Source organism: Brevibacterium sp. HMSC07C04, assembly GCF_001815905.1.
In the GTDB taxonomy this organism is placed as follows: Bacteria; Actinomycetota; Actinomycetes; order Actinomycetales; family Brevibacteriaceae; genus Brevibacterium.
This window is the reverse complement of the sequence record NZ_KV823255.1, coordinates 74,498-100,268: the sequence shown is the minus strand read 5'-3', so window position 1 is coordinate 100,268 and position 25,771 is coordinate 74,498. Positions and strand designations below refer to the sequence as shown.

The 25,771-nt window shown below is 63.2% G+C and carries 24 protein-coding genes; 5 read left to right on the top strand and 19 right to left on the bottom strand.

Annotated features, from left to right (window positions below; all coding sequences use genetic code 11):
• Both HMPREF3162_RS05420 and rpsO read right to left on the bottom strand, forming a co-directional pair.
• Entirely contained in the window at nt 1-2,214 is a 2,214-nt protein-coding gene (locus HMPREF3162_RS05420) for a polyribonucleotide nucleotidyltransferase (protein ID WP_070777148.1), read from the bottom strand.
• 192 nt (nt 2,215-2,406) lie between these two features.
• Nucleotides 2,407-2,676 carry a 30S ribosomal protein S15 gene (rpsO, locus tag HMPREF3162_RS05415; protein WP_070777147.1) on the bottom strand — a complete coding sequence of 90 codons (270 nt, stop codon included), beginning with the start codon at nt 2,674-2,676 and terminating at the stop codon, nt 2,407-2,409.
• 124 nt (nt 2,677-2,800) lie between these two features.
• Between rpsO and HMPREF3162_RS05410 the strand changes: the two genes are divergently transcribed.
• Entirely contained in the window at nt 2,801-3,259 is a 459-nt protein-coding gene (locus tag HMPREF3162_RS05410; protein WP_070574308.1) for an S-ribosylhomocysteine lyase, read from the top strand.
• Complete coding sequence (gene mtnN / locus HMPREF3162_RS05405; RefSeq protein ID WP_070777146.1) at nt 3,259-4,002, top strand: 5'-methylthioadenosine/S-adenosylhomocysteine nucleosidase; 744 nt, start codon at nt 3,259-3,261, stop codon at nt 4,000-4,002. Before HMPREF3162_RS05410 ends, mtnN begins: the two co-directional genes overlap by 1 nt.
• Here mtnN and HMPREF3162_RS05400 read toward each other — a convergent pair.
• From HMPREF3162_RS05400 to rimP, 10 genes are all read right to left on the bottom strand, one after another.
• Nucleotides 3,931-4,914 (bottom strand): bifunctional riboflavin kinase/FAD synthetase, encoded by a 984-nt coding sequence (locus HMPREF3162_RS05400; RefSeq protein ID WP_370919388.1) that lies wholly within the window; start codon nt 4,912-4,914, stop codon nt 3,931-3,933. The two genes, mtnN and HMPREF3162_RS05400, sit on opposite strands and share 72 nt — an antisense overlap.
• A gap of 29 nt (nt 4,915-4,943) precedes the next feature.
• Nucleotides 4,944-5,342 carry a hypothetical protein gene (locus tag HMPREF3162_RS05395; RefSeq protein ID WP_070574305.1) on the bottom strand — a complete coding sequence of 133 codons (399 nt, stop codon included), beginning with the start codon at nt 5,340-5,342 and terminating at the stop codon, nt 4,944-4,946.
• Complete coding sequence (locus HMPREF3162_RS05390; protein ID WP_070574303.1) at nt 5,335-5,916, bottom strand: hypothetical protein; 582 nt, start codon at nt 5,914-5,916, stop codon at nt 5,335-5,337. The genes HMPREF3162_RS05395 and HMPREF3162_RS05390 overlap by 8 nt, the downstream gene beginning before the upstream one ends.
• 67 nt (nt 5,917-5,983) lie before the next feature.
• The gene (gene truB / locus HMPREF3162_RS05385; protein ID WP_070777145.1) at nt 5,984-6,916 is read right to left on the bottom strand and encodes a tRNA pseudouridine(55) synthase TruB; all 933 of its coding nucleotides are present in this window, start codon (nt 6,914-6,916) and stop codon (nt 5,984-5,986) included.
• Nucleotides 6,913-7,749, bottom strand: a complete 837-nt coding sequence (locus tag HMPREF3162_RS12005; RefSeq protein WP_070777144.1) for a VldE C-terminal domain-containing protein — start codon at nt 7,747-7,749, stop codon at nt 6,913-6,915. Before HMPREF3162_RS12005 ends, truB begins: the two co-directional genes overlap by 4 nt.
• A 103-nt stretch (nt 7,750-7,852) precedes the next feature.
• Nucleotides 7,853-8,308 (bottom strand): 30S ribosome-binding factor RbfA, encoded by a 456-nt coding sequence (gene rbfA / locus HMPREF3162_RS05375; protein WP_070574297.1) that lies wholly within the window; start codon nt 8,306-8,308, stop codon nt 7,853-7,855.
• A 23-nt stretch (nt 8,309-8,331) separates the two neighbouring features.
• Nucleotides 8,332-11,238: a translation initiation factor IF-2 gene (gene infB / locus HMPREF3162_RS05370; RefSeq protein ID WP_070777143.1), complete on the bottom strand. Its 2,907-nt coding sequence runs from the start codon at nt 11,236-11,238 to the stop codon at nt 8,332-8,334.
• Nucleotides 11,239-11,348: 110 nt separating this feature from the next.
• The gene (locus HMPREF3162_RS12125; RefSeq protein WP_226829380.1) at nt 11,349-11,600 is read right to left on the bottom strand and encodes a YlxR family protein; all 252 of its coding nucleotides are present in this window, start codon (nt 11,598-11,600) and stop codon (nt 11,349-11,351) included.
• Between the two features lie 71 nt (nt 11,601-11,671).
• The gene (gene nusA / locus HMPREF3162_RS05360; RefSeq protein ID WP_070574291.1) at nt 11,672-12,631 is read right to left on the bottom strand and encodes a transcription termination factor NusA; all 960 of its coding nucleotides are present in this window, start codon (nt 12,629-12,631) and stop codon (nt 11,672-11,674) included.
• 64 nt (nt 12,632-12,695) lie between these two features.
• Nucleotides 12,696-13,163, bottom strand: a complete 468-nt coding sequence (rimP, locus tag HMPREF3162_RS05355) for a ribosome maturation factor RimP (protein WP_070574289.1) — start codon at nt 13,161-13,163, stop codon at nt 12,696-12,698.
• A 107-nt stretch (nt 13,164-13,270) separates the two neighbouring features.
• Between rimP and HMPREF3162_RS05350 the strand changes: the two genes are divergently transcribed.
• Both HMPREF3162_RS05350 and HMPREF3162_RS05345 read left to right on the top strand, forming a co-directional pair.
• Entirely contained in the window at nt 13,271-14,158 is an 888-nt protein-coding gene (locus tag HMPREF3162_RS05350) for a DUF4439 domain-containing protein (RefSeq protein WP_070777142.1), read from the top strand.
• Nucleotides 14,155-15,174: an aminoglycoside phosphotransferase family protein gene (locus HMPREF3162_RS05345; RefSeq protein WP_070574285.1), complete on the top strand. Its 1,020-nt coding sequence runs from the start codon at nt 14,155-14,157 to the stop codon at nt 15,172-15,174. Before HMPREF3162_RS05350 ends, HMPREF3162_RS05345 begins: the two co-directional genes overlap by 4 nt.
• A 97-nt stretch (nt 15,175-15,271) precedes the next feature.
• Here the strand turns inward: HMPREF3162_RS05345 and HMPREF3162_RS05340 are convergent, their stop codons facing one another.
• Nucleotides 15,272-17,095, bottom strand: coding sequence for a proline--tRNA ligase (locus HMPREF3162_RS05340; RefSeq protein ID WP_070574283.1), 1,824 nt, complete (start codon nt 17,093-17,095; stop codon nt 15,272-15,274).
• 102 nt (nt 17,096-17,197) lie between these two features.
• Here HMPREF3162_RS05340 and HMPREF3162_RS05335 point away from each other — a divergent pair, with 102 nt between their 5' ends.
• Entirely contained in the window at nt 17,198-17,590 is a 393-nt protein-coding gene (locus HMPREF3162_RS05335) for an RNA-binding S4 domain-containing protein (protein WP_070574282.1), read from the top strand.
• Between the two features lie 76 nt (nt 17,591-17,666).
• On the opposite strand, the gene HMPREF3162_RS05330 is transcribed toward HMPREF3162_RS05335, so the two are convergent.
• The 6 genes from HMPREF3162_RS05330 to dxr form a co-directional block, all read right to left on the bottom strand.
• Nucleotides 17,667-18,548: a GNAT family N-acetyltransferase gene (locus tag HMPREF3162_RS05330; RefSeq protein ID WP_070574280.1), complete on the bottom strand. Its 882-nt coding sequence runs from the start codon at nt 18,546-18,548 to the stop codon at nt 17,667-17,669.
• Nucleotides 18,545-19,693, bottom strand: a complete 1,149-nt coding sequence (gene ispG / locus HMPREF3162_RS05325) for a flavodoxin-dependent (E)-4-hydroxy-3-methylbut-2-enyl-diphosphate synthase (RefSeq protein ID WP_070574448.1) — start codon at nt 19,691-19,693, stop codon at nt 18,545-18,547. The genes HMPREF3162_RS05330 and ispG overlap by 4 nt, the downstream gene beginning before the upstream one ends.
• Before the next feature lie 83 nt (nt 19,694-19,776).
• Entirely contained in the window at nt 19,777-21,828 is a 2,052-nt protein-coding gene (locus tag HMPREF3162_RS05320; RefSeq protein WP_083318918.1) for a TRAP transporter permease, read from the bottom strand.
• A 94-nt stretch (nt 21,829-21,922) separates the two neighbouring features.
• On the bottom strand, nt 21,923-22,927 hold the full coding sequence (locus tag HMPREF3162_RS05315) for a TAXI family TRAP transporter solute-binding subunit (protein ID WP_070777141.1): 1,005 nt from the start codon (nt 22,925-22,927) through the stop codon (nt 21,923-21,925).
• A gap of 171 nt (nt 22,928-23,098) precedes the next feature.
• Nucleotides 23,099-24,532: a M50 family metallopeptidase gene (locus tag HMPREF3162_RS05310; RefSeq protein ID WP_070777140.1), complete on the bottom strand. Its 1,434-nt coding sequence runs from the start codon at nt 24,530-24,532 to the stop codon at nt 23,099-23,101.
• The gene (gene dxr / locus HMPREF3162_RS05305) at nt 24,529-25,734 is read right to left on the bottom strand and encodes a 1-deoxy-D-xylulose-5-phosphate reductoisomerase (RefSeq protein WP_070777139.1); all 1,206 of its coding nucleotides are present in this window, start codon (nt 25,732-25,734) and stop codon (nt 24,529-24,531) included. The genes HMPREF3162_RS05310 and dxr overlap by 4 nt, the downstream gene beginning before the upstream one ends.
• Nucleotides 25,735-25,771 lie beyond the last annotated feature (37 nt).

Sequence of the window (25,771 nt, the reverse complement as noted above, 5' to 3'; positions counted from 1 at the left end):
TCAGTCTTCGTCGGAGGACTGTTCTTCGTCGATGACCGGTACCAGCGACAGCTTGCCGCGGTCGTCGATCTTCGAGATCTCAACCTGGATGGGCTGGCCGACGCCGATGACGTCTTCGACATCGTCAACGCGCTTGCCGCCGTTGAGCTTGCGCAGCTCAGAGATGTGCAGCAGACCGTCCTTGCCGGGGCTCAGCGACACAAAAGCACCGAAGCTCATGAGCTTCACAACGGTGCCCAGGTAGCGTTCGCCGACTTCCGGAACCTGCGGGTTGGCGATCGCGTTGATGGCATCGCGAGCAGCTTCGGCCGACGGGCCGTCGGTCGAGCCGATCAGGACGGTGCCGTCGTCTTCGACCGAGATCTCCGCGCCGGTGTCTTCCTGGATCTGGTTGATCATCTTGCCCTTGGGGCCGATGACCTCGCCGATCTTGTCAACAGGGATGACGACCGAGAGGATGCGCGGAGCAGTGGGCGCCATTTCTGCGGCGGGACCGTCAATGGCCTCGTGCATGACTTCGAGGATGGCGTGGCGGGCTTCCTTTGCCTGCTTCAGGGCGGCACCCAGCACGGAGGCCGGCAGGCCGTCGAGCTTGGTGTCCAGCTGGATTGCAGTGATGAAGTCTTCCGTTCCCGCGACCTTGAAGTCCATGTCGCCGAAAGCGTCTTCTGCGCCGAGGATGTCGGTCAGCGCGGCGTAGGCGCGCTGCGGTCCGGATTCGGTTTCGATGATGTCCGAGACAAGGCCCATGGCGATGCCCGCTACGGGTGCGCGCAGCGGCACACCGGCTGCCTGCAGCGACAGGGTCGAAGCACACACGGACCCCATCGAGGTCGAACCGTTCGAACCGAGGGCCTCCGACACCTGGCGGATGGCATACGGGAACTCTTCACGGCTGGGCAGAACGGGAACGAGGGCGCGCTCAGCGAGAGCACCGTGGCCGATTTCGCGGCGCTTGGGACTTCCCACACGACCGGTTTCACCCGTCGAGTAGGGCGGGAAGTTGTAGTGGTGCATGTAGCGCTTGGAGGTTTCCGGCGCCAGCGAATCGATCTGCTGCTCCATCTTGAGCATGTTGAGGGTCGAAACGCCGAGAATCTGGGTTTCGCCGCGCTCAAACAGGGCCGAGCCGTGAACGCGGGGCAGAACGTCGACATTGGCCGACAGCGGACGGATGTCCTTCAGGCCGCGTCCGTCGATGCGCACCTGTTCGGTGAGGATGCGCTGGCGGATGATGTCCTTCGTGATGGCGTTGAGGGCACCGGCGATTTCAGCTTCGCGGCCGTCGAACTTCTCACCCAGCTGCTCGTAGAGTTCGTCCAGCAGAGCGTCAGCGGCGGCTTCGCGCTCCTGCTTGTCGCCGATCTGGAAGTTCTTTGCCTGCTTGTCGTAGGCGGCTTCTTTCACGGCTTCGTAGACATCGTCTTCATAGGATTTGAAGATGGGGAACTCAGCGACCGGCTTGGCAGCCTTCTCGGCGAGTTCTTCCTGTGCGCGAACCAGTTCGCGGATGAAGGGCTTAGCGGCTTCCAGGCCGCCGGCTACGACTTCTTCCGTGGGCTTCTGGCCGCCTGCCTTGATGAGGTCCCACGCCTGGTCGCCGGCTTCGGCTTCGACCATCATGATGGCCACGTCGCCGTCGACGACCCGACCGGCAACCGCCATGTTGAAGACAGCGTCTTTCAGCTGGGAGTGGTTGGGGAATGCAACCCACTGGTCTTCGATGAGTGCGATGCGCACACCGCCGATGGGGCCGGAGAACGGCAGTCCGCCCAGCTGGGTGGACATCGAGGCGGCGTTGATGGCCAGCGTGTCGTAGATGTGGTCGGGGTTGATCGACATGACCGTGACGACCACCTGGACTTCATTGCGCAGGCCCTTGACGAAGGACGGGCGCAGCGGACGGTCGATCAGGCGGCACGTGAGGATCGCGTCGGTGGTGGGGCGTCCTTCGCGGCGGAAGAACGAACCGGGGATCTTGCCGGCTGCGTACTGGCGCTCTTCGACGTCGACGGTCAGCGGGAAGAAGTCAAAGCCTTCGCGCGGGTTCTTGCTGGCGGTCGTGGTCGACAGCAGCATGGTGTCGTCGTCGAGGTAGGCAACGGCCGAACCGTTGGCCTGCTGGGCCAGGCGACCCGTTTCGAAGCGCACGGTGTGCGATCCGAAGCGCCCGTTGTCAATGTGGGCAACTGAAGAATAAGGGTGAATACCCAAAAGAGTCTCCGTTCATAGGGGATGACTTGAAGTGTCCCCGCACCCGGTGCTCGATCGAAGCCCACGCACACTCTCAGTTGCGGAGGCCACTGTCGATCACCGGCAACATGCGGGCTTGGACACTGTTTAGTGTATCAAGCACACCAGCCCGCCTGCGGGATGCAGGCGGGCTGGCGGTTGAAGATCAGATGATCAGCGGCGAAGACCGAGCTTCGCGATGAGCGTACGGTAGCGCTCGATGTCGGTTTCAGCGAGGTACTTGAGCATACGACGGCGCTGACCGACCAGCAGGAGCAGACCGCGACGCGAGTGGTGGTCGTGCTTGTGCTCCTTGAAGTGTTCGGTGAGGTCTTTGATGCGGCGGCTCATGACGGCGATCTGAACTTCCGGGGAACCGGTGTCGCCTTCGTGGGTCGCGTATTCCTTGATGATTTCCTGCTTAACGGACTTGTCAAGTGCCATGCGGTTCTCCTTCAGAAATCGCTGCGCGGCGCACTCGCCTGGTGCGAATGCCCTATCAGACCGCGGCCGGCAAAACGGCGGAGTCCACCTTAACACGTTCGCTCCCCTCTGCGATAATCGAGCCATGGACACCACGAACGTAGAATCCTTCAGCCTCGATCACACCGCCGTCGCCGCACCCTATGTGCGCGTTGCCGACCGCTCGGAATTTCCCGGCGGAGTCGAACTCATCAAATACGACGTCCGATTCTGCCAGCCCAACAGGGAACACCTGGACATGGCGACGATTCACTCGATTGAGCACATGACGGCCCACCACATGCGCAATCACACCGACGCGCTCGTTGACTTCTCCCCCATGGGCTGCCAGACCGGCTTCTACGCGCTGACCAACGGCCTCGAACCGGATGCGTTCCTTCCCATCCTCGAAAAGGCGTTCGACGACCTCCTCGAAGCCGATTCGGTGCCGGCTGCAAATGAAAAGCAGTGCGGTTGGGCAGCCAGCCATTCTCTTGACGGCGCTAAGACCGCAGTGCGGGACTTCCTCGCCAAGCGCAGCGATTGGGACCGGGTGTTTGCCTGATGATCTCACGCCAGTCGCCGAACGACGCTTTTGTCATTCAGGTGGCCATGGACCAAGAGGCCGTACCTTTTTTGGCTGCGGCAGAATCCCACGAGCATCTGCGCACGCAGGGCCCAGCAGATTTTCAGCTGCTGGGCTTTGACTTCGGAACGGCCGTGCTCGTTCGCAGCGGCATCGGCCTTGCAAATGCGGCGACCGCGACGACCCAGGCCGCCATGCTCTACCGACCCAGCGCTGTTCTTTCAGCCGGTTCGGCAGGCGGGGTCGGAGAAGACACTTCTGTGGGCGATGTCGTGGTGGCCGACAGCGTTCGCTTCCACGATTCTGATGCGACGGCTTTCGGCTACGCACCCGGCCAGGTGCCGAATATGCCGACCGACTATCCGGCAGATGCCCGCCTGCTGACCGCGGCTCGGCAGTGGGCTGACGGCAAAGGCCATGTGAAGTTCGGCGAAGCCCTATCCGGCGCGTCGTTCATCACGGAAGCCAATATCGGCCATATGCGCACCACGTTCCCCGCAGCACTGAGCACGGACATGGAAACAGCTGCCATAGCGCAGACGGCCCACACCTTCGGCATTCCCTTTGCCGGGGTGCGGGCGGTTTCTGATCTGTGCGGACCCAAGGCCGGCCAGGACTTTTCTCTCAGCCTCGACGAGGCTGCCCGCATATCAGCCCAAGCGACTCTCGGCCTGCTGCGGGCATTCAATTCCCAGCGCTGTACAGATATCGCGGACGTCTAGGGCAATCTGCTCGATCAGCTGATCCAGACCGCTGAAGACAACCTGGCCGCGAATGCGATGGGTGAATTCGACTTCGGCCTCTTCGCCGTAGACATCCAGGTCTGCGAAGTCCACGCCGATGATGTGCGCTTCCACCCGCCGGTCGTCACCGTAGAACGTGGGGTTCGATCCCACAGATATTGCCGTGGGCATGCGCTCGCCGCCGTTGAAGCGAGTCCAGCCCGCATAGACCCCGTCTGCGGGAATCATGCCGTCGACCAAACCCAGGTTGGCCGTGGGAAAGCCGAGTTCGCGCCCGCGGGCATTGCCGTGGACGACCGTTCCCGTCACCGAATGCGGCTCACCCAGGATGCCGGCTGCAGCTTCGACATCGCCTGCGTCGATGAGCGCGCGGATCTCCGTCGAGGAGTACCGCCCACCGTCATCGCCGAGGTCGTCAAGGCCGATGACGGTGTCGATTCCGCACTGTCTTCCGTAGGTGCGCAGTGTTTCGAGGTCGCCCGAGTTTCCTTGGCCGAAGCGCACGTCGCTGCCGACGACAACAGCGCTGGCGTGCAGCTGCCCGACCAGATAGTCGCGGATGAACTCCTCAGGGCTCGCCTGCGCGAAGTCGAGCGTATAGTGCTGGACGAGAACCGCATCAACGCCTGTTTCGGCAATCTTCTCAAGCTTCTCGTGCAGTCCCATAATGAGCTTCGGAGCGTGTTCGGGACTGTGCACGGCCGCCGGGTGCGGATCGAAAGTCAGCACGACGGAGGGAACGTCAAGTCGTTCAGCCGCGGCGGCCAGTTCGCCCAGCACCAACCGGTGACCTCGGTGAACACCGTCGAAATTGCCGATCGTCACGGCATTAGCCGTCTGCAGGCGCTTGGGCCCGGCAGCAAATTCTGCTGTCGACCGGAAAATCTCCACGACGCTCCTTTCTTTGGGACGGGCTAAGCCTAGCGCACGAGAAAGCGGGCTGTTTCACCCAGCACACCGGCCACCGCCAGCGATGCCAGGCTGCCGATGATGAACCGCTCCCCGGCGGCGCGGGATGCACGCAGTTCGGGAAAGCGCCCGAGCCCCTTGAGCGCGACGATAACGGCGAGAATCTCGGGCTGGCCCAGCGCAATGGCGACTGCCGCAGTGAACCTTTCAAGCAGGCCAATCCACAGTCCCCCTCGCAGCAGGCCCGGAGAGTCAATAGCCGGTGTGTCCTGCAGTGTCGGCTCTTCCCTGATGTCCAGGCCCGGCTGCTCCCGCCTGCTTGCAGCAGCCCGCAGAATGAGCGATGTCACCGGCCAGCCGATAAGCGACGCGGCAACACCCGCAGCCAAAGCGGCGAGCAGTTCATACATCACAGCGTCCGTCCTCTCGGTCGAGAAGCACCTCCAGCTGCGTCATCCCCTCGTCGATCGCCGCAGCCTTTGAAGCTCGCAGAGAGTCGGATACAGCCTGCTGCGAAATCTGCAGCTGTGCGGCGACTTGCCTCTGAGTGTGGTTTCGAGCCAAGCGCAGAACGGACCACTGCCTTTCACTGGCCCTCTCGATCCAATGACCGGTCAAGCAGGCAAGCGTCTGCGCTGGCTCCACAGTGCCATTCGGTGAGCACACGGCGATTTCCTGCCAGCGGTTCTTTGCGATTTCAACTGCATCACGTGCAGCGATGAAAGCGCTTCCCCTGGAAGCTGAAGGCCGATCAGCAAGCTGCGCGGCGCCGATGCCGATCCCGACAGACCAGCGACCGCTGCGAAGAATGATCTCCAAGGCGGCCAGTACGTCCGCTCCGCTGGCGAACACACCCTGGACCTCGTCGCCGACTGTCCGCTCAAAGGGCAAAGCAGCCGCACAGTCCGCAGCGGCCGTAAGCAGCTGCGGAACACGGTCTGCTTCAGTGCGAGAGCTGCGTTGGTCGGCGTTGATGACGAACATACCTACAGTATTGCAATAGGGAGCTGAACGAACAAGCGAAATAACTTGTTTATGCTTTTACAAGCTGTTAGCGCTTGTACTCATCGAGAGATGCTGTGCCCACCGCAATCTTCCAGAGGCCCTGCCGAGGCTCGACAATTCCCACAAGTCTCCCGTCAGCGATCGCCGCACACCTCTCCACAGACGAATCAGCCCCCGCAATCGGCAGAAAGCGCCCCTGCAGCAGCCCCCGGGCCGCTGCCGCATCAATCGTCACCGCGGGCATAAGTGCAGACGCACCCGAACCGAGGTCAATCAGCTGCGGCGGAGGCACCTCGTCAACCCGGTCGCGGTCCGGCAGGCGATGAGCGTCCTCAACAGAGAAAGGGCCGATCCGCGTCCGGCGCAACGCGGTCAGGTGACCGTAGACGCCAAGGTCCTCGCCGATATCGCGGGCCAAAGCGCGAACATAGGTTCCCGTGGAGCAGTCCACGGAAACATCAACGTCAATGTGCGACTCACTTCGCCGGACATCGTGAATATCAAAGCGCGAAACCGTCACAGAGCGGGCTTTGAGTTCGACCTCTTCGCCGGCTCGCACAAGCTCATAGGCTTTTCTGCCCGCAATCTTCACAGCCGAAACGGCCGATGGCACCTGCTGAACAGACCCGGTCTGCCTGGCAACTGCTTCCTTGACGTCTGCCTCGGTCACCGCAGCCAGAACTGCGGGGTCCGCGAAGCGGTCGGGTGAAGAATCGGCATCGTCGCTGGGCGTCGAAGAGCCCAAGCGCACAGTCGCGGTATACGTTTTGTCAGCCCCGACAACATAGGTCAGCAGTTTGGTCCCCTGCCCCAAGCCCAGCACGAGAAGGCCCGTGGCCATCGGGTCAAGAGTTCCGGCGTGGCCTACCTTGCGGGTGCCATACCAGCGACGAGTGCGCGCAACCGCGTCGTGGCTGGTGATCCCGCCGGGCTTGTCAATCAGCAGAAGGCCGGTGGGACCAGAAGCGGGTTTCGTCACTTCACCGAAACGTGAACGTGATCGAAGTGGTTCGCGGTCGCTCCGCCGCGGTCTTCCATCTGCTTCCAGCCGCGGCCGGGCATCCAGATGCGCTGCTCCCAGATGATGTACTTGACGTTGAGCTTAGAGGAGTTCTTGATGAGGTAGTCGGAAATGGCGTCGCCGGTCGAACCGGTGATCATAATGTCAACGGCGTTACCGGAGTTGTGGTCCGAACCGGGGTCATTGCGGCGACCGCCGTAGGACTTCACCTGCGGGAACTCGGCGCAGACAGCACGGTAGACGGAAATCGCGTTGGGAGTGAGTCCACCTTCAATCGACGAGGACACGGAGCACTTCTCGCCGGACACGCTGCCCGAAGCCGCAGCGGAACCACCGGATGAGGCTTTGCCGGAGGAACCCTTGCTGCCGGAGGATGCACTGCTCGAGGTTTCGCCGTTGGAGCCCGCGGGCTCGTCAGAACTCTCCTGGACCGGTTCGGCAATGGAGACCGCGCCGGGCCCTACGTCCTTGTCGGCGTCCTTGGGAGCCTCGGCAGAAACGGTCTCAGCTTCCGGCGCGAGCTTCGACGCAAACGCGGCCGGATTGTCTTCGCCGGAGCCCTTGGAAGTCATAACGGCCGCGGATGTTGCAATTGCGGCGCTGGCTGCAACAGGGACGGCGATGGCCGAGAGCACTGGCCGGCGGTTGATCTTGCTGAGAATTCCGGCGGACGTCAGGGGCTCTGTGTCATGACGGGCCGATCGACGGCCGGGCTTGGAGGGGCGAAGCGCTCCGAAAAGATCAGCGACGTCAGCGAAAGCGCTCTTCTTAGGTGCCGAGTGTTTACCCACTGATGTTTCCAATCCTTTATCAACGTTACCGAAGCTTTATAAAAGCATAGGGGGCGACTTTGCACAATGCAAAGCCGCCCCCTACGAGTTTCGTCACACTCGGTCAGCCGTCGAAATCGAATTCGTCTTTCGGCTGGCGTTCCCTGGGCTTGCGGTAGGGGTCTTCGTCTCCCGCCGGAACAGCGCCCTTCGATGCGGCAGCGATTTCGGCATCGCGAGCCTGGGCTTTCGCCAGGAGATTTTCAATGTCCTCGGCGGCCTGCGGAACCGCGTCGGCAGTGAACTCGAGAGTCGGGGTCAGGCGAATGCCCAGCCCCTTGCCCACTGCCGAGCGGATAAGACCGCGTGCTGATTCCAGCGCCGCCTGCGTTGATGCCAGCTGCTCGTCGTCCCCGAAGACGGTGTAGAACACGGTTGCATTCTGCAGGTCGCCGGTTACGCGGACGTCCGTAATCGTGATGAAGCCCAACCGCGGATCCTTCACCCGGGTTTCGAGAGTTTCAGCCACGATGACTTTGATCCGGTCGGCAATCTTGCGGGCGCGTGTGGGATCACTCATGTCAGAGGCTCCTTATTCCAGTCTCAGTCGCGGGGCTTTTCCTGCATCTCGAAGGCTTCGAGGATGTCACCTTCGCGGATGTCATTGAACTTGCCCAAACCGATACCGCATTCGTAGCCCTCGCGGACTTCCGTGACGTCATCCTTGAAGCGGCGCAGCGATTCGACGGAGAGGTTGTCGCCGATGACGACACCGTCGCGGGTCAGACGAACCTTTGCGTTGCGCTTGATGGAGCCGTCGCGAATGATCGAACCGGCGATGTTGCCGAACTTCGAGGAGCGGAACACTTCGCGGATCTCGGCAGAACCGATGTGCACCTCTTCGTATTCCGGCTTGAGCATGCCCTTGAGTGCTGCTTCGATGTCATCGATCGCGTCGTAGATCACCGAGTAGTAGCGAACGTCAACGCCTTCGGCATCTGCGAGGTCGCGAGCGTTGGCTTCGGGGCGGACATTGAAGCCGATGACGATTGCGTTGTCGACCGTTGCGAGGTTGATGTCGTTTTCGGTGATTGCACCGACACCGCGGTGGATGATTCGCAGGCCGACTTCATCGCCGTCGCCGACCTCGATGTTCATCAGCGAGTCTTCGAGAGCTTCGACAGCACCCGACACATCACCCTTGAGGATGAGGTTGAGCATGTCGATCTTGCCCTCTTCGATCGCCTTCGTGAAGTCTTCGAGGCTGATGCGCTTGCGGCTGCGCGCAGCTGCCGCGTTGCGCTCAAGAGCGTCGCGCTTCTCAGCAATCTGACGCGCCGTGCGGTCATCGCCGACGACCATGAACGAATCGCCTGCCCGCGGCACGCTCGACAGACCGAGCACCTGCACGGGACGCGACGGACCGGCTTCTTCTACCGTGTTGCCGTTTTCATCGAACATGGCCCGAACGCGGCCGTGGCTGGATCCGCAGACGATCGCATCGCCCTGGCGCAGGGTTCCGGAGTCGACGAGCACGGTTGCGACAGCACCGCGACCGCGGTCGAGCTTCGCTTCGATGGCGACACCACGTGCTTCCCGGTCCGGGTTGGCCTGCAGGTCCAAGGCGGCGTCGGTGGTCAGCAGCACGGATTCGAGCAGTTCGTCGATCCCGGTGCCCTGCTTTGCCGAGATCTTCACGAACATGGTGTCACCGCCGTACTCTTCGGCAATGAGGTTGTACTCGGTCAGCTGCTGCATGACCTTGTCCGGGTTGGCCTCGGGCTTGTCGACCTTGTTGACCGCCACGACAATCGGCACACCGGCGGACTGCGCGTGGTTGAGCGCTTCGATGGTCTGCGGCATAACGCCGTCGTCGGCTGCCACAACGAGGACCGCGACGTCGGTGGCCTTCGCACCGCGAGCACGCATAGCCGTGAAGGCTTCGTGGCCCGGGGTGTCGAGGAAGGTCATCTTGCGCTCTTCGCCTTCGTGTTCGACCGTAACCTGGTAGGCGCCGATGTGCTGGGTGATGCCGCCGGACTCACGGTCAATGACGTTCGTCTTGCGGATCGCATCCAGCGTGCGCGTCTTACCGTGGTCGACGTGACCCATGACGGTGACCACCGGCGGGCGAGGCTGCAGGAGGTCGTCGTCTTCGTCTTCAGCCTCTTCTGCTTCGAGGTCATAGCCGAAGCTTTCGAGCAGTTCGCGGTCTTCGTCTTCGGGCGAGACGATTTCGATCCTGTAGCCGAGCTCTTCGCCCAGCACCTTGAAGGTGTCTTCATCCAGCGACTGCGTGATAGTCGCCATCTCACCCAGGTGGAACAGAATCGTCACCAGGTTTGTGGGATCGGTTTCGATGCGCTCGGCGAAGTCCGCCAGCGACGCACCGCGGCGCAGACGCAGCGGTGTGGAGCCGTCACCGCGGGGAACCTTGACGCCGCCGACTGACGGCGCCTGCATTTCCTCCATTTCCTGACGCTTAGCCCTCTTGGACTTGCGCCGGCGACCGGAGGGGCCACCGCGTCCGAAAGCACCCTGTGTTCCACCGCGGCCGGGACCGCGACGGCCTCCGCCGGGACGACCGCCGCCGGGACGACCGCCGCCGCGCGGAGGACCGCCCGGACGACCAGCACCGGGTGCACCGGGACCGCCGGGGCCTCCGGGACCGCCCTGCCCGCCGCGGCCGCGACCGGGTGCGGGCTGGTTGAGCGCTGAGTTTTTGAGCATCGCCGGGTTGGGGCGAGGAGCACCGGGACGAGGACCGGGGCGACCGCCGCCGGGCTTCGGTCCGGGCTTGCCGCCCTGCCCGCCGGGACGCTGGTCGCCCTTCGGCATTCCCTGCTTGGGAGCGAAGGGGTTGTTGCCGGGGCGTGAGCCACCGGGCCGCGGGCCAGGGCGGGGACCCCCCGGACGAGGACCGGGCGTGGGCATGCCCTGCTTGGGAGCGAAGGGGTTGTTGCCGGGGCGTGAGCCACCGGGCCGAGGTGCTGCCGGACGAGGTGCCGGGGCTTCTTCGCTCTTTGCCGCCGACTTGGAAGCGGGCTTCGCTGCGGGCTTGGGAGCTGGTTTGGGAGCCGCGGGCTTCTTGGCAGCCGGGGCCGACGGCTTGGGTGCGGCGGGCTTGGGAGCTGCCGACTTGGGTGCGGGTTTGGGGGCAGCCGGTTTCGCGGCGGTCGACTTCGCTGCCGGCTTCTCAGCGGCCGTCGATTCAGCAGTTGTCGCCTTTGCTGGGGTCGGCTTGGCTGCCGGCTTTTTGCCTGCCGTCGATTTTGTGCTGGCCGACTTCGCGGCGGGCTTCTTCGCCGCCGGTTTCTCAGCAGCCGACGCTGCGTCGGCTGCGGGCTTGTCTGCACCGTCAAAGGCCTCGCGGACCTTGCGCACGACGGGAGCTTCCAGGGTTGACGATGCCGATGTTACGAACTCGCCCATTTCCTGAAGCTTCGCAAGCACTTCTTTGCTTGTCGTTCCCAGCTCTTTTGCAAGCTGGTGAACACGGGGCTTAGCCACTTTTCTCCTGTCCGGGTCCCCTCCAGACAGGAGAGAACCTCATCGAGTCGGAACAGTGCTCATTTCACTGTCCACGTCCGTAAGTCTTGGGTGTCATTTCTGAGCACTCACTACTTGTTATCCATCTTCTGCAACCACTTTCCGTGATCTTCGTATGCGCTGCGCGGGATTCTCTGCTTGAAGGCAGCTGCGAATGCGCTCTTCTTCACTGCCTTTTCAAGGCAGTCTGCCTGCGGATGAATCCAAGCGCCCCTACCGGGAAGCGCTCGGTCTTCATCGACTGCAATCCGAAGGGGCTCGGTTTGCAGCACCAGACGGAGGAGGTCGTTCTGCGGTGCTCTTGCACGGCACCCGATGCACATGCGTTCGGGCGCGCTGTTTGAAGAGACCACGTCGTTCAGTCTACAGCACGGGCTCGGCCAGCCTGTGGGCACTAGGCTTCGACGATGTCGATCTTCCACCCTGTCAGCTTGGCGGCCAGGCGGGCGTTCTGTCCTTCCTTGCCGATTGCAAGCGACAGAAGGTCCGGCCGCACATAGGCTCGTGCCATCTTCGAGTCGGCGTCCAGGACTTCGACCCGCTCGACTTCTGCCGGGCTCAAAGCGTTGGCGATGAAGGCGCACGGGTCTTCGCTGTAGTCGACGATGTCGATCTTCTCTGCACCGAGCTCATTCATCACCGCGCGCACTCGAGTGCCCATTTCCCCGATGCAGGCGCCTTTGGCGTTCAGCCCCGGCACGGTCGCCCGCACGGCGAGTTTGGTGCGATGCCCGGCTTCGCGCGCAACCGAGACGATCTCCACCGAACCGTCGGCGATCTGGGGAACTTCGTGGGCGAACAGCTTGCGCACCAGGTTCGGGTGCGTACGCGAAACCGTAATCGACGGCCCCTTGTTTCCAGGGCGAACGTCAGCGATGAACACGCGGATGCGCCGTCCGTGCGGATAGTCTTCGCCCGGAACCTGTTCGTGCGGCGGCAGCAGAGCTTCGACTTCACCCAGGTCCACCTGGATCATGGCGGCGTTGCGTCCCTGTTGGATGATGCCGGAGGCGATTTCGCCCTCTTTGTCGCGGAACGATCCGAGCACGCCTTCGTCTTCAACTGCCCGCAGACGCTGGTGGATAACATTGCGGGCCGTCATAGCGGCAATCCGACCGAAGTCCTCAGGTGTGTCGTCAAACTCTCCGATGGGGTTGTCATCAGCGTCGAACTCCGTGGCCCAGATGGTGGCTTTGCCGGTTGTCAGGTCGATGTCCGCACGGGAGTCCGGGTAGTGGCCCTCCATGTTGTGGTACGCGCTCAGCAGAGCCTGCTCAATCAGGCCCACCAGCGTCGTCATCGGGATTTCGCGCTCGCTTTCAATCAGCCTCAGTGCGCCAAGATCGATGTCCACTGCCCGCTCCTCTTCTGTCCTGTCGGTCCTGTTCAACCCTAGTTCATGCTGGCGCAGTGCCGCATCAGCGGAACTTGAGAACCACCTGGGCTTTTTCAATTCCGTCGAATGAGAACTCCACCGGTTCACGGCCCGAACCGGGTTCGAGCACAATGCCCAATCCGGTCACCGCGGTCAGAACACCGGCTGTTTTCCTTCCACCAACAGGCCTTACTTCGATGGTGCGTCCGACGTTGCGGCGAAAGTGACGCGGTTCGGTCAGGGGTCGCAGCGCGCCCGGGGACGACACTTCGAGTTCATAGGGCTTGTCGTTGAACAGCGGGAGCGGATCGATCACATCGGAAATGGCGCGAGTGGCCTGTTCGATGAGATCCGAAGAGACGGCCTCAGTCGTGTCGCCTGCAAGATCCACTGTGACCGTCAATCGCCGGTGAACACCCGCGGCGTGCATTTTCACTTCTTCCACCAACAAGCCCAGTTCTTCCAGGGGGCCCGCGGCTGCCTGGGCGATGTCGTCTTCTGAATAAGCCATGCCCCTATTCTTGCTGCACGCCGAACACAGGGACAACGCACCCTCCGACAGGCCGCGGACGGGCTTTCACTTCACAGCTGGGCACGCGCGGCGAGTAGGATGAGCAGATGGCCAACACCCGTCCAAAGCACACCAGCAGGCGCGCATTCCTCGTGCTCAGCGCGACTGCTGCGCTGTCGGGATGCGGCCTGCGCCTGGGCTCGCCAGAAGACCGCATGCAGGCAGAAGCCGAAGAGTCCTCCCGCGGCCGGATTGCCGCAGTGCTGTCCTCCATAGACGACCACGACCACCAAGAAGAGCGCACCAGGCTCACCGCCGCGATCGGTCCGCCGTGGTCTTCAGACAGAGCCGATTCCGCAGAGACTCCACAGCCGCAGAGCTTTGTTTCAGCCATGCACTCCATCGTCGACCTCGTGCTGCGCGACATTCACACACTCGGCGGCCCGCAGACGGCAATCATCATCGACGTGGCAGTCGGCGCATCGAACCTCGTACCGGAATGGAAGCCAATCCAGGAGCGCTTCGCCAAGCTTCCCGCACAGGGCTTCCCGGAACTCTCAAACCGACCGACATACCGCCCCGACGGCGGCACCGACCCCCTGCGCGAATTCGCCAAGGCCGCGTTCAAAGCCTCCTACGGCTATTCCCAGGCGGCCCTTGCAGTGAAACCCGACAGCCGCGAGCGCACATTGGCAACCACCCGCATGGAAGCACTGGCCAACGCCGCCGCAGACGCCAACACGCTCCTGAAGCAGGCCGAACGCGAAGAAGCCGCAAACCGGCCCGCGTGGCGCCTGCCGCACAATCCGTCTGATCCGGCATCAGCGCGGAAACTCGCCCAACAACTGGAAGACACCGTCGCTGCCGCGCTGTTCGGGGTGTTCGAAGACCCCGCTGCGGTGTCCCTGGCCAGCCGCGAACTCAAAGCGAGTGCTGACGCTCGCATCGGCTTCGGCGGCTCCCAGCTGCTGCGCTACGAAGGAGAAGCCCAGTGAAAGTGCCCGCAGTGCTGCTCAATTCGGCAACGCAGACCCAAGGCGAAGAACGCGCACAGGCCTGGGCTGCGGCGCTGGACCACATCGTGTTCGAGCTGTTCGACCGGTGGAAGCTCACGGCGGACCCCCAGCCAGGCTCACCCTGGGCGGGCGCTGAAAGCCTCGTCATTCCGGTTCGGCTGCACGACGGCTTTCCCGCCGCACTGCGCATAGCCGCCCCGAACGCCGACAATCCGACCGTGCACGAACAGACCATTCGGGCGCTGCGCGCCTGGGGCGGACACGGTGCCGTGCGCATCATCGAAGACGACCCGTCCCTGCGCGCCACCCTGCAGGAAAGGCTGCGCACCGAAGTCAATCTGTCGACAGAACCGCTGCACGCCGTAGCACCCATCTGGGGCCAGCTTGTGCAGGCGCTGCGGGTGCCCGGCACCAGCGGATTCGTGCGCGTGCAGGACATTGCCGCGGCGTGGCTCAAGCGCTTTGATGTCGATGTCCGCCTGGTTGAGGACTTCCCCGCCTTCACACCCGCCGACCAACAGGTGATCGCTACGGCCCTGTCGTGGACCAAAGAGCTCGCCGGCGCTGCCGACAGCTGGCTGCTGCACGCCGACCTGCACTACTACAACATCCTTGCAGGCAATCCCGATGCCGCCGGAATCGCCACGTGGAAGGCCATCGACCCTCAGCCGCTGACAGGCCCCACCGAATACATGCTTGCTCCGCTCATGTGGAACCGGCTGGGCGAAATCCCAGGGGCAGATCCCGAAGGGCAGGCTGATTGGCTGCGCGGCTTCGCTGCAGAGCTATCGCACTGCGCACAGATCAATCCCAGCGGGGCGATGGGCGCGTCCGTCGCTCGCGAAGTCCAGAACATGTTCTGGTATCTGCGCGCTGCCTCAGAGGGCAGTCCCCGGCTGCTCGAAGACGCAGAGCGCTCGCTGTGGGTTGCCCGCGCGCTCACCGGAGTCAGCGTGCAGGGAATCACCGCTCAGCAGCTCAAACCGCTGGGCTGAGCCGCCGATCACAGAGCCAACGCCGGTGGCCCAGCCTTTTCGCGTGGGGCGCGGGCGTTGGCCTGCAGCTGACGCTTCGAGTGCCAGCACGTGACGGCTACAGAAGTTCGATGGCGTCCTGTTCGGCGTACTGCTGCCGCAGACGGGCGATGACTGCGTCGGCTGCCTGGTCAACAGGCAGTTCGGTCGATTCGCCCGTGAAGCGATCGCGCAGCTCTACGAGCCCTTCTGCCAGGCCGCGGCCTGCGACGAGCACGTTCGGCACGCCCAGCAGTTCGGCGTCGCCGAACTTCATGCCCGGTGAAACCTTCGGACGGTCATCGAGCAGAACCCGGAAACCGGCTTCTTCGATGGCCGCGGTGAGCTTCTCAGCAGCTTCCAGGGGTTCGTCGCCCTTGCCGGTGGCAACAATGTGAACGTCCGCCGGAGCCAAGTGCACCGGCCACAGCAGACCCTTGTCATCGGCGAACTCTTCGACCAGACAGGCGAGAACACGGGTGACGCCGATGCCGTAGCTGCCCATTGTGACAACACGGGACTTGCCGTTTTCATCAAGCACGTTCAAGCCGAGAGCTTCTGCGTAGCGGGTGCCCAGTTTGAAGATCTGGCCGATTTCAACACCGCGGGCCAACTGCAGCGGACCCGAGCCGTCCGGGGCGGGGTCGCCCTCGCGAATCTCAGCCGCCTCGATATAGCCGTCTGCGGTGAAGTCGCGGCCGGCGGTGAGGTTGAAGACATGCTTGCGGTCTTCGTTCGCTCCGGTGATCCACTGCGTGCCCTCGGAGACCCGGGGGTCGAGGAAGTAGCGGATGCCCGTCGAGCTCTCCGCACCCAGAACAGCGGCGTCCAGCGAGTTTCCGGGGCCAATGTACCCGGCCACGAGGCCCGGATGCTTTTTGAGATCGTCTTCGGTTGCCGGTTCAAGGTCGATTTCACCATCGCCGAGTAGACCGGTTCCGGCAGCGCGGTCGAGGTCGACCGCACGGTCGCCGGGCAGGCCGATGACGATGACTTCGCGTTCGCCGTCGGGGTGGATGAGAGCGCACACGACGTTCTTGAGCGTATCCGCCGCCGTCCACGGGCCCTCGGCGCGCGGGAAGACTTCGTTCGCACTTGCAACGAGAGTTTCGATGGTGCGCGAATCCGGCGTTTCGATGACCTGCGCTTCTGGCAGACCGTCAAAGGGCACCGGGGCGGCCAGCGGCGTGGTGACAGCCTCGACATTGGCGGTGTAGCCGCCTTCAGAGCGGACGTAGGTGTCTTCACCGACCTCCGTCGGGTAGAGGAATTCGTGAGTGCCGGAACCGCCCATCGCACCCGGGGTTGCTTCAACCACGACGTAGGGCAGTCCCAGACGCGTGAAGACGTTGATGTAGGCCCGGCGCATGGCTTCGTAGGAAACGTCGAGGCCTGCGTCGTCGATGTCGAAGGAGTAGGCATCCTTCATGATGAATTCGCGCCCGCGCAGCAGGCCCGCTCGCGGGCGAGCTTCATCGCGGTACTTAGTCTGAACCTGGTACAGGCTCAACGGGAGGTCCTTGTAGGACGAGTAGAGGTCGGACACCAGCATGGTGAACACCTCTTCGTGGGTCGGAGCCAGGAGGTAGTCGTGCTCACGGCGGTCCTTGAGCCGGAATATGCCCTCGCCGAACGCGGACCAGCGGCCGGACTGTTCATAGGGTTCAGCCGGCAGCAGCGCCGGGAAGTGGACTTCCTGGCTTCCTGCCCGCTCCATTTCTTCACGGACAATCGCTTCGACGCGTTCAAGGACTTTCAGGCCCAGCGGCAGCCACGAGAAGATACCGGGCGAGGTTCGGCGAATATAGCCGGCGCGGTGCAGCAGTTTGTGGCTTTTGATTTCGGCATCGGCCGGATCTTCTTTCAGTGTCCGGACGAACAGATTCGACAGCCGCAGGGTCATGTGGGCTCCTTTATCGGGCAGGTATCGGGGCAAGATTATCACCGGCGCTACAGTTGTTCGCAGCATCTTCACCACCCGGTCGACCACAGCGGAAGGAGGCCTATGCCCGAGCTGAACTTTGACGCCGGTGCAAGCCAGCGGATCGATGTGTGGCTCTGGGCCGTCCGCGCGTTCAAAACCCGGTCTTTGGCGCAGAAGCAGATCAAATCCGGGCACGTGCGCATTGACGGCGACCGCGCCAAACCCGCGGACAAGGTTAAGATCGGCCAAGTTGTCGTCATCCGCAGACCGGGCGCTGAGCGAGTGCTCACGGTGCAGGGCTTTCTCGACACTCGAGGACCGGCTTCTATGGCCGCGGCCTGCTACATCGACACGTCTCCCCCGCCGAACCCCCTGCTGCGCGCCCCGGTGCCCAAGCGCGAAAAGGGCGCCGGTCGACCCACGAAAAAAGACCGCCGGGCCTGGGACCGGCTGCGCGGCCGCACTTCCCGCTGAACTCACGAGGTGCCGCCCCGGTCCCGCTGTCTGCTCGCCTGCACCGGCTTCTCACGAAAGCAGACCCGCTTGGATCTCAGTAGTTGACTGTCGCGAATGTGCCCACGGGAACGAACCCGGCTTTTGCATATGCGCGCAGGGCCGGCACGTTGTGGCTGTTGGCGTACAGCGTGACTGTCGGAGCAAAGCGACGCCGAATGAGAGCGGTTGCAGCAGCCATGGCGCGCGAAGCGAGTCCCCTGCCGCGATACTCGGGGTGCACCCACACACCCTGCACCTGAACTGACACACCCGAGCCGATCCCGATATCGGCCTTGAAGACGACCTGTTCGTCAGACATTCGGTTGGGCCACAGAGGCATAGGCTGCCCGGTGGGCCCGGTGCGTGCCGTGTAGCCAAGCGACAGACCCCCGGCAATGAGAGACTCGACCCGCCTGCGATAGCCCGTGCTTCCGCCTTCCAGAGGTGAGTGACCCACCTCTTCTTCGTACATGGCGACAGACGCCGGAAACACGACCTCCGCCTCGTACGGGGAGAACTGCCGGACCAGGGGGTCCGGCACAGCGGTCGGGGCGGCAAGCGCACTGAGCAGCGGCTGGTTGGGCCTGCGGTCCCGGGGCGGGCCCCAGTTCAGCCGGGAGGTCAGATCCAGAATCTGCTCGGCGGGCCCGACAAAAGACGACGGCCTGCGCCCCTCATGGTTGAGGATTCCAGCCATAACGCAATTGCTCTCAGGATCCGCGCCCAGGGGAACTATCGTGTTGCCCAGCCAGTAGGCGGCAACCGGCCGTCCGTCGCGAAAACACCCCACCATCCGGCCCGCGGGACTGGCTATCTCCACTGTGCGCGAGCGTTCCAGCAGTGCCTGCAGGAAGACGTTCGCCGCGGGATCACGGGCGATCTCCGCGGCGAACCAGTCGGTGTGCTCATGCAGCAGCGGGGCTGCAAGCGTCGTCACCCGACGATGACCTCGGGCGGACCGGAAGGCTGATCGGACTCTTCGGCAATGCGGTGGGCCTCTTCGATGAGCGTTTCGACGATCTTCGATTCCGGTACGGTGCGGATGACTTCGCCCTTGACGAAAATCTGGCCTTTGCCGTTGCCGGAGGCAACACCGAGGTCGGCTTCGCGAGCCTCGCCCGGGCCGTTGACAACACAGCCCATAACGGCCACGCGCAGCGGAATCTCCATGCCCTCAAGGCCGGCCGTGACCTTTTCTGCAAGTTCGAAAACATCAACCTGAGCGCGCCCACAGGACGGACACGACACGATTTCAAGCTTGCGCGGACGCAGATTGAGCGACTGCAGAATCTGTTCGCCGACCTTGACCTCTTCAACCGGCGGTGCGGACAGCGACACGCGGATGGTGTCGCCGATGCCCTTGGAGAGCAGGGCGCCGAAGGCGGTTGCAGACTTAATCGTGCCCTGGAATGCCGGACCGGCTTCGGTCACGCCCAGGTGCAGCGGCCAGTCGCCGCGCTCGGCGAGCATTTCGTAGGCCTGCACCATGACGACGGGGTCGTGGTGCTTGACCGAGATCTTGAAGTCGTGGAAATCGTGCTCTTCGAAAAGGCTCGCTTCCCACACTGCGGACTCAACGAGGGCTTCCGGGGTGGCCGAACCGTACTTTTCCATGATCCGCTTATCGAGCGAACCGGCGTTGACGCCGATGCGCAGCGACACTCCGGCGTCCGCGGCGGCTTTGGAGATCTCCTTGACCTGGTCATCGAACTTGCGGATGTTGCCGGGATTGACGCGCACACCGGCACAGCCAGCGTCGATGGCCGCGTAGACGTACTTCGGCTGGAAGTGGATGTCGGCGATGACCGGGATCTTCGACTTCTGGGCGATCGCGGGAAGCGCTTCGGCGTCATCAGCAGACGGGCAGGCTACGCGCACAATGTCGCAGCCGGCAGCGGTGAGCTCAGCGATCTGCTGCAGCGTGCCGTTGATGTCAGTGGTCTTGGTGGTCGTCATCGACTGGATGCTGACCGGGGATTCCGATCCCACTCCGACGCTTCCGACCTTGATCTGCCGGGTCTTGCGGCGGGGAGCCAGAACAGGCGGGGGTGGTTTCGGCATTCCCAGATTGACCGATGTCACAGGCGGTTCCCTTTCGAACGAGGCTGCGGGGATGTGCACAGTTCTGCGGGCCGGGACCGTAGCCTGCGGCCCGCAGAACGATTCTAGACCCCGGCTCCTGTGGATGCGCCGAGAGTCTTCTTTCGCTCGGTCATCCGCTGGTAGATGGCCATGACGACCGCAATGGCCAGGCCGAGAAGCGACATTGCGATGACCGGGTAGACAAGGAGAAGGCCTGCAAGTGCCAGGATGACGGATTCCCACGCAACGAGTTTGCGGAAGTAGAACCCTGCGACAGCCGCTGAAAGCACAGCCATGCCCAGCAGCGCTGTCGCAAACACCGGGATGAACATGAGCGGATTCTGGTCGCCCTGGAACAGCAGCACCGGCTCCATCACGAAGACATAGGGCACGAGGAAGCCGGCGACAGCCACCTTGAGCGCCGTGACACCGGACTTCAGCGGGTTCGAACCGGCAATGCCCGAAGCCGCGTAGGCAGCAAGGCAGACCGGCGGGGTCACATCGGCAAGCAGACCGAAGTAGAACACGAACAGGTGCGCAGCCAGAATCGGCACATCGAAATTCGAAATGAGGATCGGCGCTGCCACGGTGGCCGTGACGACATAGTTGGCGGTGGTCGGCAAGCCCATGCCGAGCACCAGGCAGGCGATCATGGTGAAGAACATGACGAGGAAGAAGTTCTCGCCCGCGGCGGTGAGGATGCCGTCGGCCAGACGGCCGCCCAGACCGGTGGCGGTCACAATGCCTGCGACCATACCCGCAGTCGCACAGGCGGCAATGACGGGCAGAGCGGTCTTTGCGCCCTCTTCCAGCAGCAGGATCGTGTCCTTGAAGCCCAGGCGAGTGCTGGCGCGCAGAAGGCTGATGACGAAGGCAATGAGAATGCCCCACAGTGCGGCTTTCTGCGGCGTGGTGCCAGCCAGAAGCGTCACGATGATCACGCCCAGCGGCAGCAGCTGGTCAAGGCGCTTGAGCAGCATCTTCCAGCGCGGCAGTTCGTCCTTTGAGTAGCCTTCGATGCGCAGACGGCGCGCTTCGAAGTGCACCGCAAGCATCACGCCGGCAAAGTAGAGGAACGCCGGGACAATCGCAATGAGGATGATGTGCGAGTAGGGAACACCCGTGTACTCGGCCATGATGAACACGGCCGCACCCATAACGGGCGGCATGATCTGACCACCGGTCGACGCGGTTGCTTCGACCGCAGCGGCAAACTTCGGGCTGAAGCCGACCTTCTTCATCAGCGGAATCGTGAAAGAACCGGACGTCACAGCGTTGGCGACCGATGAGCCGGTCACGGTTCCCTGCATTGCCGAGGCGACGACTGCAGCCTTTGCCGGGCCGCCGGCGAAGCGGCCGGTCAGGCGGAATGCAAGCGAATTGAAGTAGGCGCCGATGTCGGTGCGCACCAGAATGACGCCGAAGAACAGGAACAGGAAGATGAAGCTCGAGGACACCTGGATCGGCACGCCGAAGATCGAGCGCGACGAATAGTAGGTCTGCTGCACCATGTTCTGCCACGTGGTGCCGTGGTAGCGCATGATCGGCGAGTAGTTGCCCAGCCAGAAGTACAGCAGCGCAACAACGGCGATGATCACGATCGGCAGGCCCACGCAGCGGCGGGTGGCTTCGAGGATCAGGAGGATCGCAACAAGCGCGACGATCGTGTCGAGAGTCGAATAGCCGTGGATCTGCACGCCGACACCCGTCAGATAGGTGTAGTTGGCAAGCAGGTAAACGGAGGTTCCCATTGCCAGCAGCGACAGCACAGTGTCAACGGAGAGAGCCGTGTAGTAGGCCTTGCGGTTCTTATCAGATTTCAGGCACAGGCTCCTGTGCAGCGGGTACAGCAGGAAGATGATGCCCATGGCCCCGCCGACGTGGATCGAGCCCTGGATCAGTGTGGGTCGAGTGCCGAAGAGCGCTGTGTACAGCTGAAAGACGGTCAGTGCGACAGACAGGACGAAGACGGCAATGCGCCACGGCCCCATGTCGGAGTTGATGCGGTGACGCGAAGCGCTGTCCAGGTCGCGCATGACCTTGTCTGCGAGGTCCTGCGCTTGTTTCTGGTCCATGGGCGCCGTGTCAGCGACGGGACTTGGGTCCGGGTTTTTGGCGGTATCGGAGGGAGTCATGATCTTCTGCCTGTCGTGGGGATGGTCTAGACGGCCCACGCGGCGACGGCGCTCAGCGCGCCGTCGCCGCGGTTGTCAGCCGAGGGTGAGGGGATCAGTTCTGGTCCTCGATGCCCTCTTCTTCGAAGTACTTCTTAGCGCCGGGGTGAAGCGGGACATCGCCGCGGCCGAGCAGAGCGTCTTCGGCTTTGATGAGCTTGCCCTGCGCCAGCGAGATCTTGCCGGCGTCTTCGTACAGCGACTTGGTGATGGCGTAGCCGTCTTCTTCGCTGATCTGGTTGGTCGAGCCGACGATCGTTGCGAACACGGTCACCGTCTGGACCGGGTCCTTGGCGAAGTCGTAGGAGCCGCCGGGGATTTCGTAGCTTTCGTATTCGGATTCAGCTGCGATCTTCTCGGCTTTGTCCTTGTCGATGGGAAGGAGCTTGACGTCGGCGTTGGCAGACAGTTCCGACAGCGCGGCAGCCGGGACGCCGAGGATTTCGATAGAGGCGTCGATGTTGCCGTCCTGCACCTTGGAGCGGGCATCCGCGAAGCTCTCTTCGTAGGGTTCGTAGTCGCCTTCCTTGAAGCCGTAGGCGTCGAGGATGAGCTTGGCAACCGCGGCGGTGCCGGAACCGGGTGCGCCGACGGCGATCTTCTTGCCCTTGAGGTCTTCAACCGAGTCGAAGCCGCTCTTCTCAAGCGTGATGATCTGGGCGGCTTCCGGGTACAGCTGGCCCATCCAGCCGACGTTGCTGAGCTTGCCGACCTCTTCGAAATCGCCGGTTCCGCGCACGGCGTCGTTTGCGGTGTTCGACTGGGTGAAGCCCAGCTGAGCGTCGCCCTTGGCAATGCGGCCCAGGTTGTCGACAGAACCGTCGGTTTCGACGGCGTTGACCTTCAGGTCTGCGTCCGTGTCCTGCAGGAGGCGGGCGTATTCGTTGCCCAGCGGGTAGTAGACGCCCGCGGTGCCGCCGGTGCCGAACGTCAGGTCCTTGGTGAAGTTCTCTTCCGGTGCCGCCGAGCCGCCCTCGGCTCCGCCGCGCTCACATCCGGTGAGTACGAGAGCGGCTGCGCTTGCGGCAGCTGCAATCTTGAGAAGAACGCTCTTCTTCATGAGGCTCCTATGTCTGGGCCCGCCGACGCAGAAACGTGCGGCAGGTCATACGTCCAAATGGCTGTGAGAAGAATAGCGCATCTTCTGGGCGCACTGCCAGAAATCCCTCAGCGGGCGCTCAGACAAGCTTTCTGCCGGTAGTTCTCCAGCCCCGGGGCTCAGCCGCAGGTGTCAGCCGAACAGCCTGACGGGCTTGACGATGTCGACGTAGACGAGCAGTGCTGTCATGCACAGCAGAATTCCCACGACCCCGTAGGTCAGGGGAAGCAGCTTTGCGGTGTCGAACGGGCCGATGAGTCCTCGACCGCGAGAGAGGTTGGTCCTGCGGCGAGCTCCTTCGTAGAGGGCGACCGCGATGTGCCCGCCGTCCAGAGGAAGAAGCGGAACCATGTTGAACGCGAACAGGAACAGATTGAGCGATGCGGCCAGGCTCAGGCCCAGCTGCACCTTGTCGACCACCGCGAAAGCGTCTGCCGACACGATTTCGCCGGCAACTCGGCCCACACCGACCATGCCCATCGGCCCGTTGGGGTCGCGCTCCGCTCCCCCGAGAGCGACATTCCCGATCTGAACGAGTTTGACCGGCAGAGTCGCCAGCGCGGTGAAGGTCTGCCCGAGTGCCTTGCCCGCTTCGGCCGGGAACCGCGCCGGTGACAGCGGGTAGTGCTTCTTCTGCGGTGAGACCCCCAAGAAGCCGACGGTGGCGGTTTCCGGCTTTCCGTCGGCAGTGAACTTCTGTTTTCCATTGTCGTCGTAGACCGCGCGCTCAGTTTCGATGATGGGCACCTGCACAGTGTGCTCACCGCCGCCGCGTTCGTAAGCCACGGTGACGGTTCTGCCGGCGCTGTCGGCAATGATCTTCTGCACCTGCTCCCAGGTGTCTACCCGCGTACCGTCGACGGCGGTTATCGTGTCTCCCGGTTTGAGACCGACAGCCTTTGCCGGGGCGGGAGTATCACCCGGCTGGCATTCGGCATCGGGCCCGCGCTTCTGTGCGGTTTCGGCGTCGACGGCACATTCAACAACCCCGGACAGCTGGGTGGACAGTCCCGGAACGCCGATGCCCATGAGCACAATGCCCAAGAAGACGATCCCGAGGACGAGGTTGACGGCGGGCCCGCCGAACATGACGGTCAAGCGCTTGGGAACCGACAGGGCGTAGAAGGTGCGGCCTTCTTCTCCCGGTGCGATTCCTCGATTGGAGAATTCTCGGGCGTCCTCCGCGCTCTGTTCGAACAGGCGTTTTCGTCCGGCGCCCTGTTGCCCGCAGACGCCTTCAACCGCCCGGCGCTGGGCGTCGGCCTCCACAATGTCGTGTGCTGATTCGACCCCGCGCAGCTCCTCAGCCCGAGCGTGAACCGCCTGCTTCGGCGGATACATGCCCGGCATGGCGATGAAGCCGCCCAGCGGCAGCAGTTTGATGCCGTAGCGGGTTTCACCGCGCTTAAACGAAAACAGGGTCGGCCCGAAGCCGATCATGAAGTGGGTGACCTTCACCCCAAAGCGCTTGGCGGGCACCAGGTGTCCCAGTTCGTGCAGCCCAATGGACAGCCCGACGACTGCGAGCATGAAGACGATTCCCAATGCGTACAGCAGGGCGGTCATGAATGCTCTCCCCCGTGCGCTGCCCGTTCGGCCACCCACTGCTGGGCGAACGTGCGGGCCTCGCCATCAGCCGCCAAGACAAGCTCGGCCGTCAGCTTCCCGTTGTGCGGTGTGTGCGCATCGAGTGCTGCACTCAGCCCCCTGCTGATGTCGAGAAAGGAGACCTTCCCATCGTGGAAGGCATCCACCAGGATTTCGTTTGCCGCGTTGTAGACCGCCGGTGCGGTGCTGCCGATCCGGCCGGCGCGCACGGCCAAGCGCAAGGCGGGGAACGCATCGTGGTCAACCGGTTCGAATGTCCACTGTGTCGGCTCGTCCCAGCGGTTGGGTGCCGTGATGTTCGACAGCCGTTCCTCATAGCCGAGGGCGTAGGCGATCGGCAGCTTCATATCCGGCGGGCTGACCTGCGCGATCGTGGAGCCGTCGACATATTCGACCATGGAGTGAATCTGCGACTGCGGGTGGACGACCACACTGATCTGTTCGTAGGGAATGTCGAAGAGCAGATGCGCCTCAATGACCTCCAAACCCTTATTGACAAGCGTTGCCGAATTCGTCGTGATGACCTTGCCCATGTCCCACGTGGGGTGTTGCAGCGCCTGCTGCGGTGTGACCGCCTCAAGTTCAGACTCCGTCATCCCGCGGAAGGGCCCCCCGCTTGCCGTGATCACCAAACGGCTGACTTCTTCGCGGCGGCCAGACCGTAGGGCCTGCCACACGGCAGAGTGCTCAGAATCGACCGGAAGCAGGCGCGCACCCGTTCGCGCAGCGACTTCCATGACGACATCGCCGCCGATGATGAGCGACTCTTTGTTTGCCAGCGCGACATCTGTGCCGCGCTCAAGGGCAGCCAGAGTCGCCGTCAGACCGGCGGCACCCGTGATGGCGTTGAGGACCGTATCGGCTTCGAGCTTCGCAACATCGTCAGCTGCCCGCGGCCCGACGAACACCCGCTCCACGGGGTTCGCAACCCCAGCGGCGGCCGCGGCAGATGCGACGGCCCGCTCCACCTCGTCAGCCGATGCGGCACCGACAGCACCCAGGGCAGTTGCGCGAAAGCGAACGGCCTGCGCGGCTGCGGCGGCAATATTCGTGTGGCAGACGAGACCGACTACCTGAAAGCGGTCAGGGTGGGCGCTGACGACGTCGAGGGTCTGCGTCCCAACGGAACCGGTCGAGCCGAGAACTGAGATGTGAAGCACCCGGCTATCTTGGCAGACGTCGCTGAACCCGCGCTCA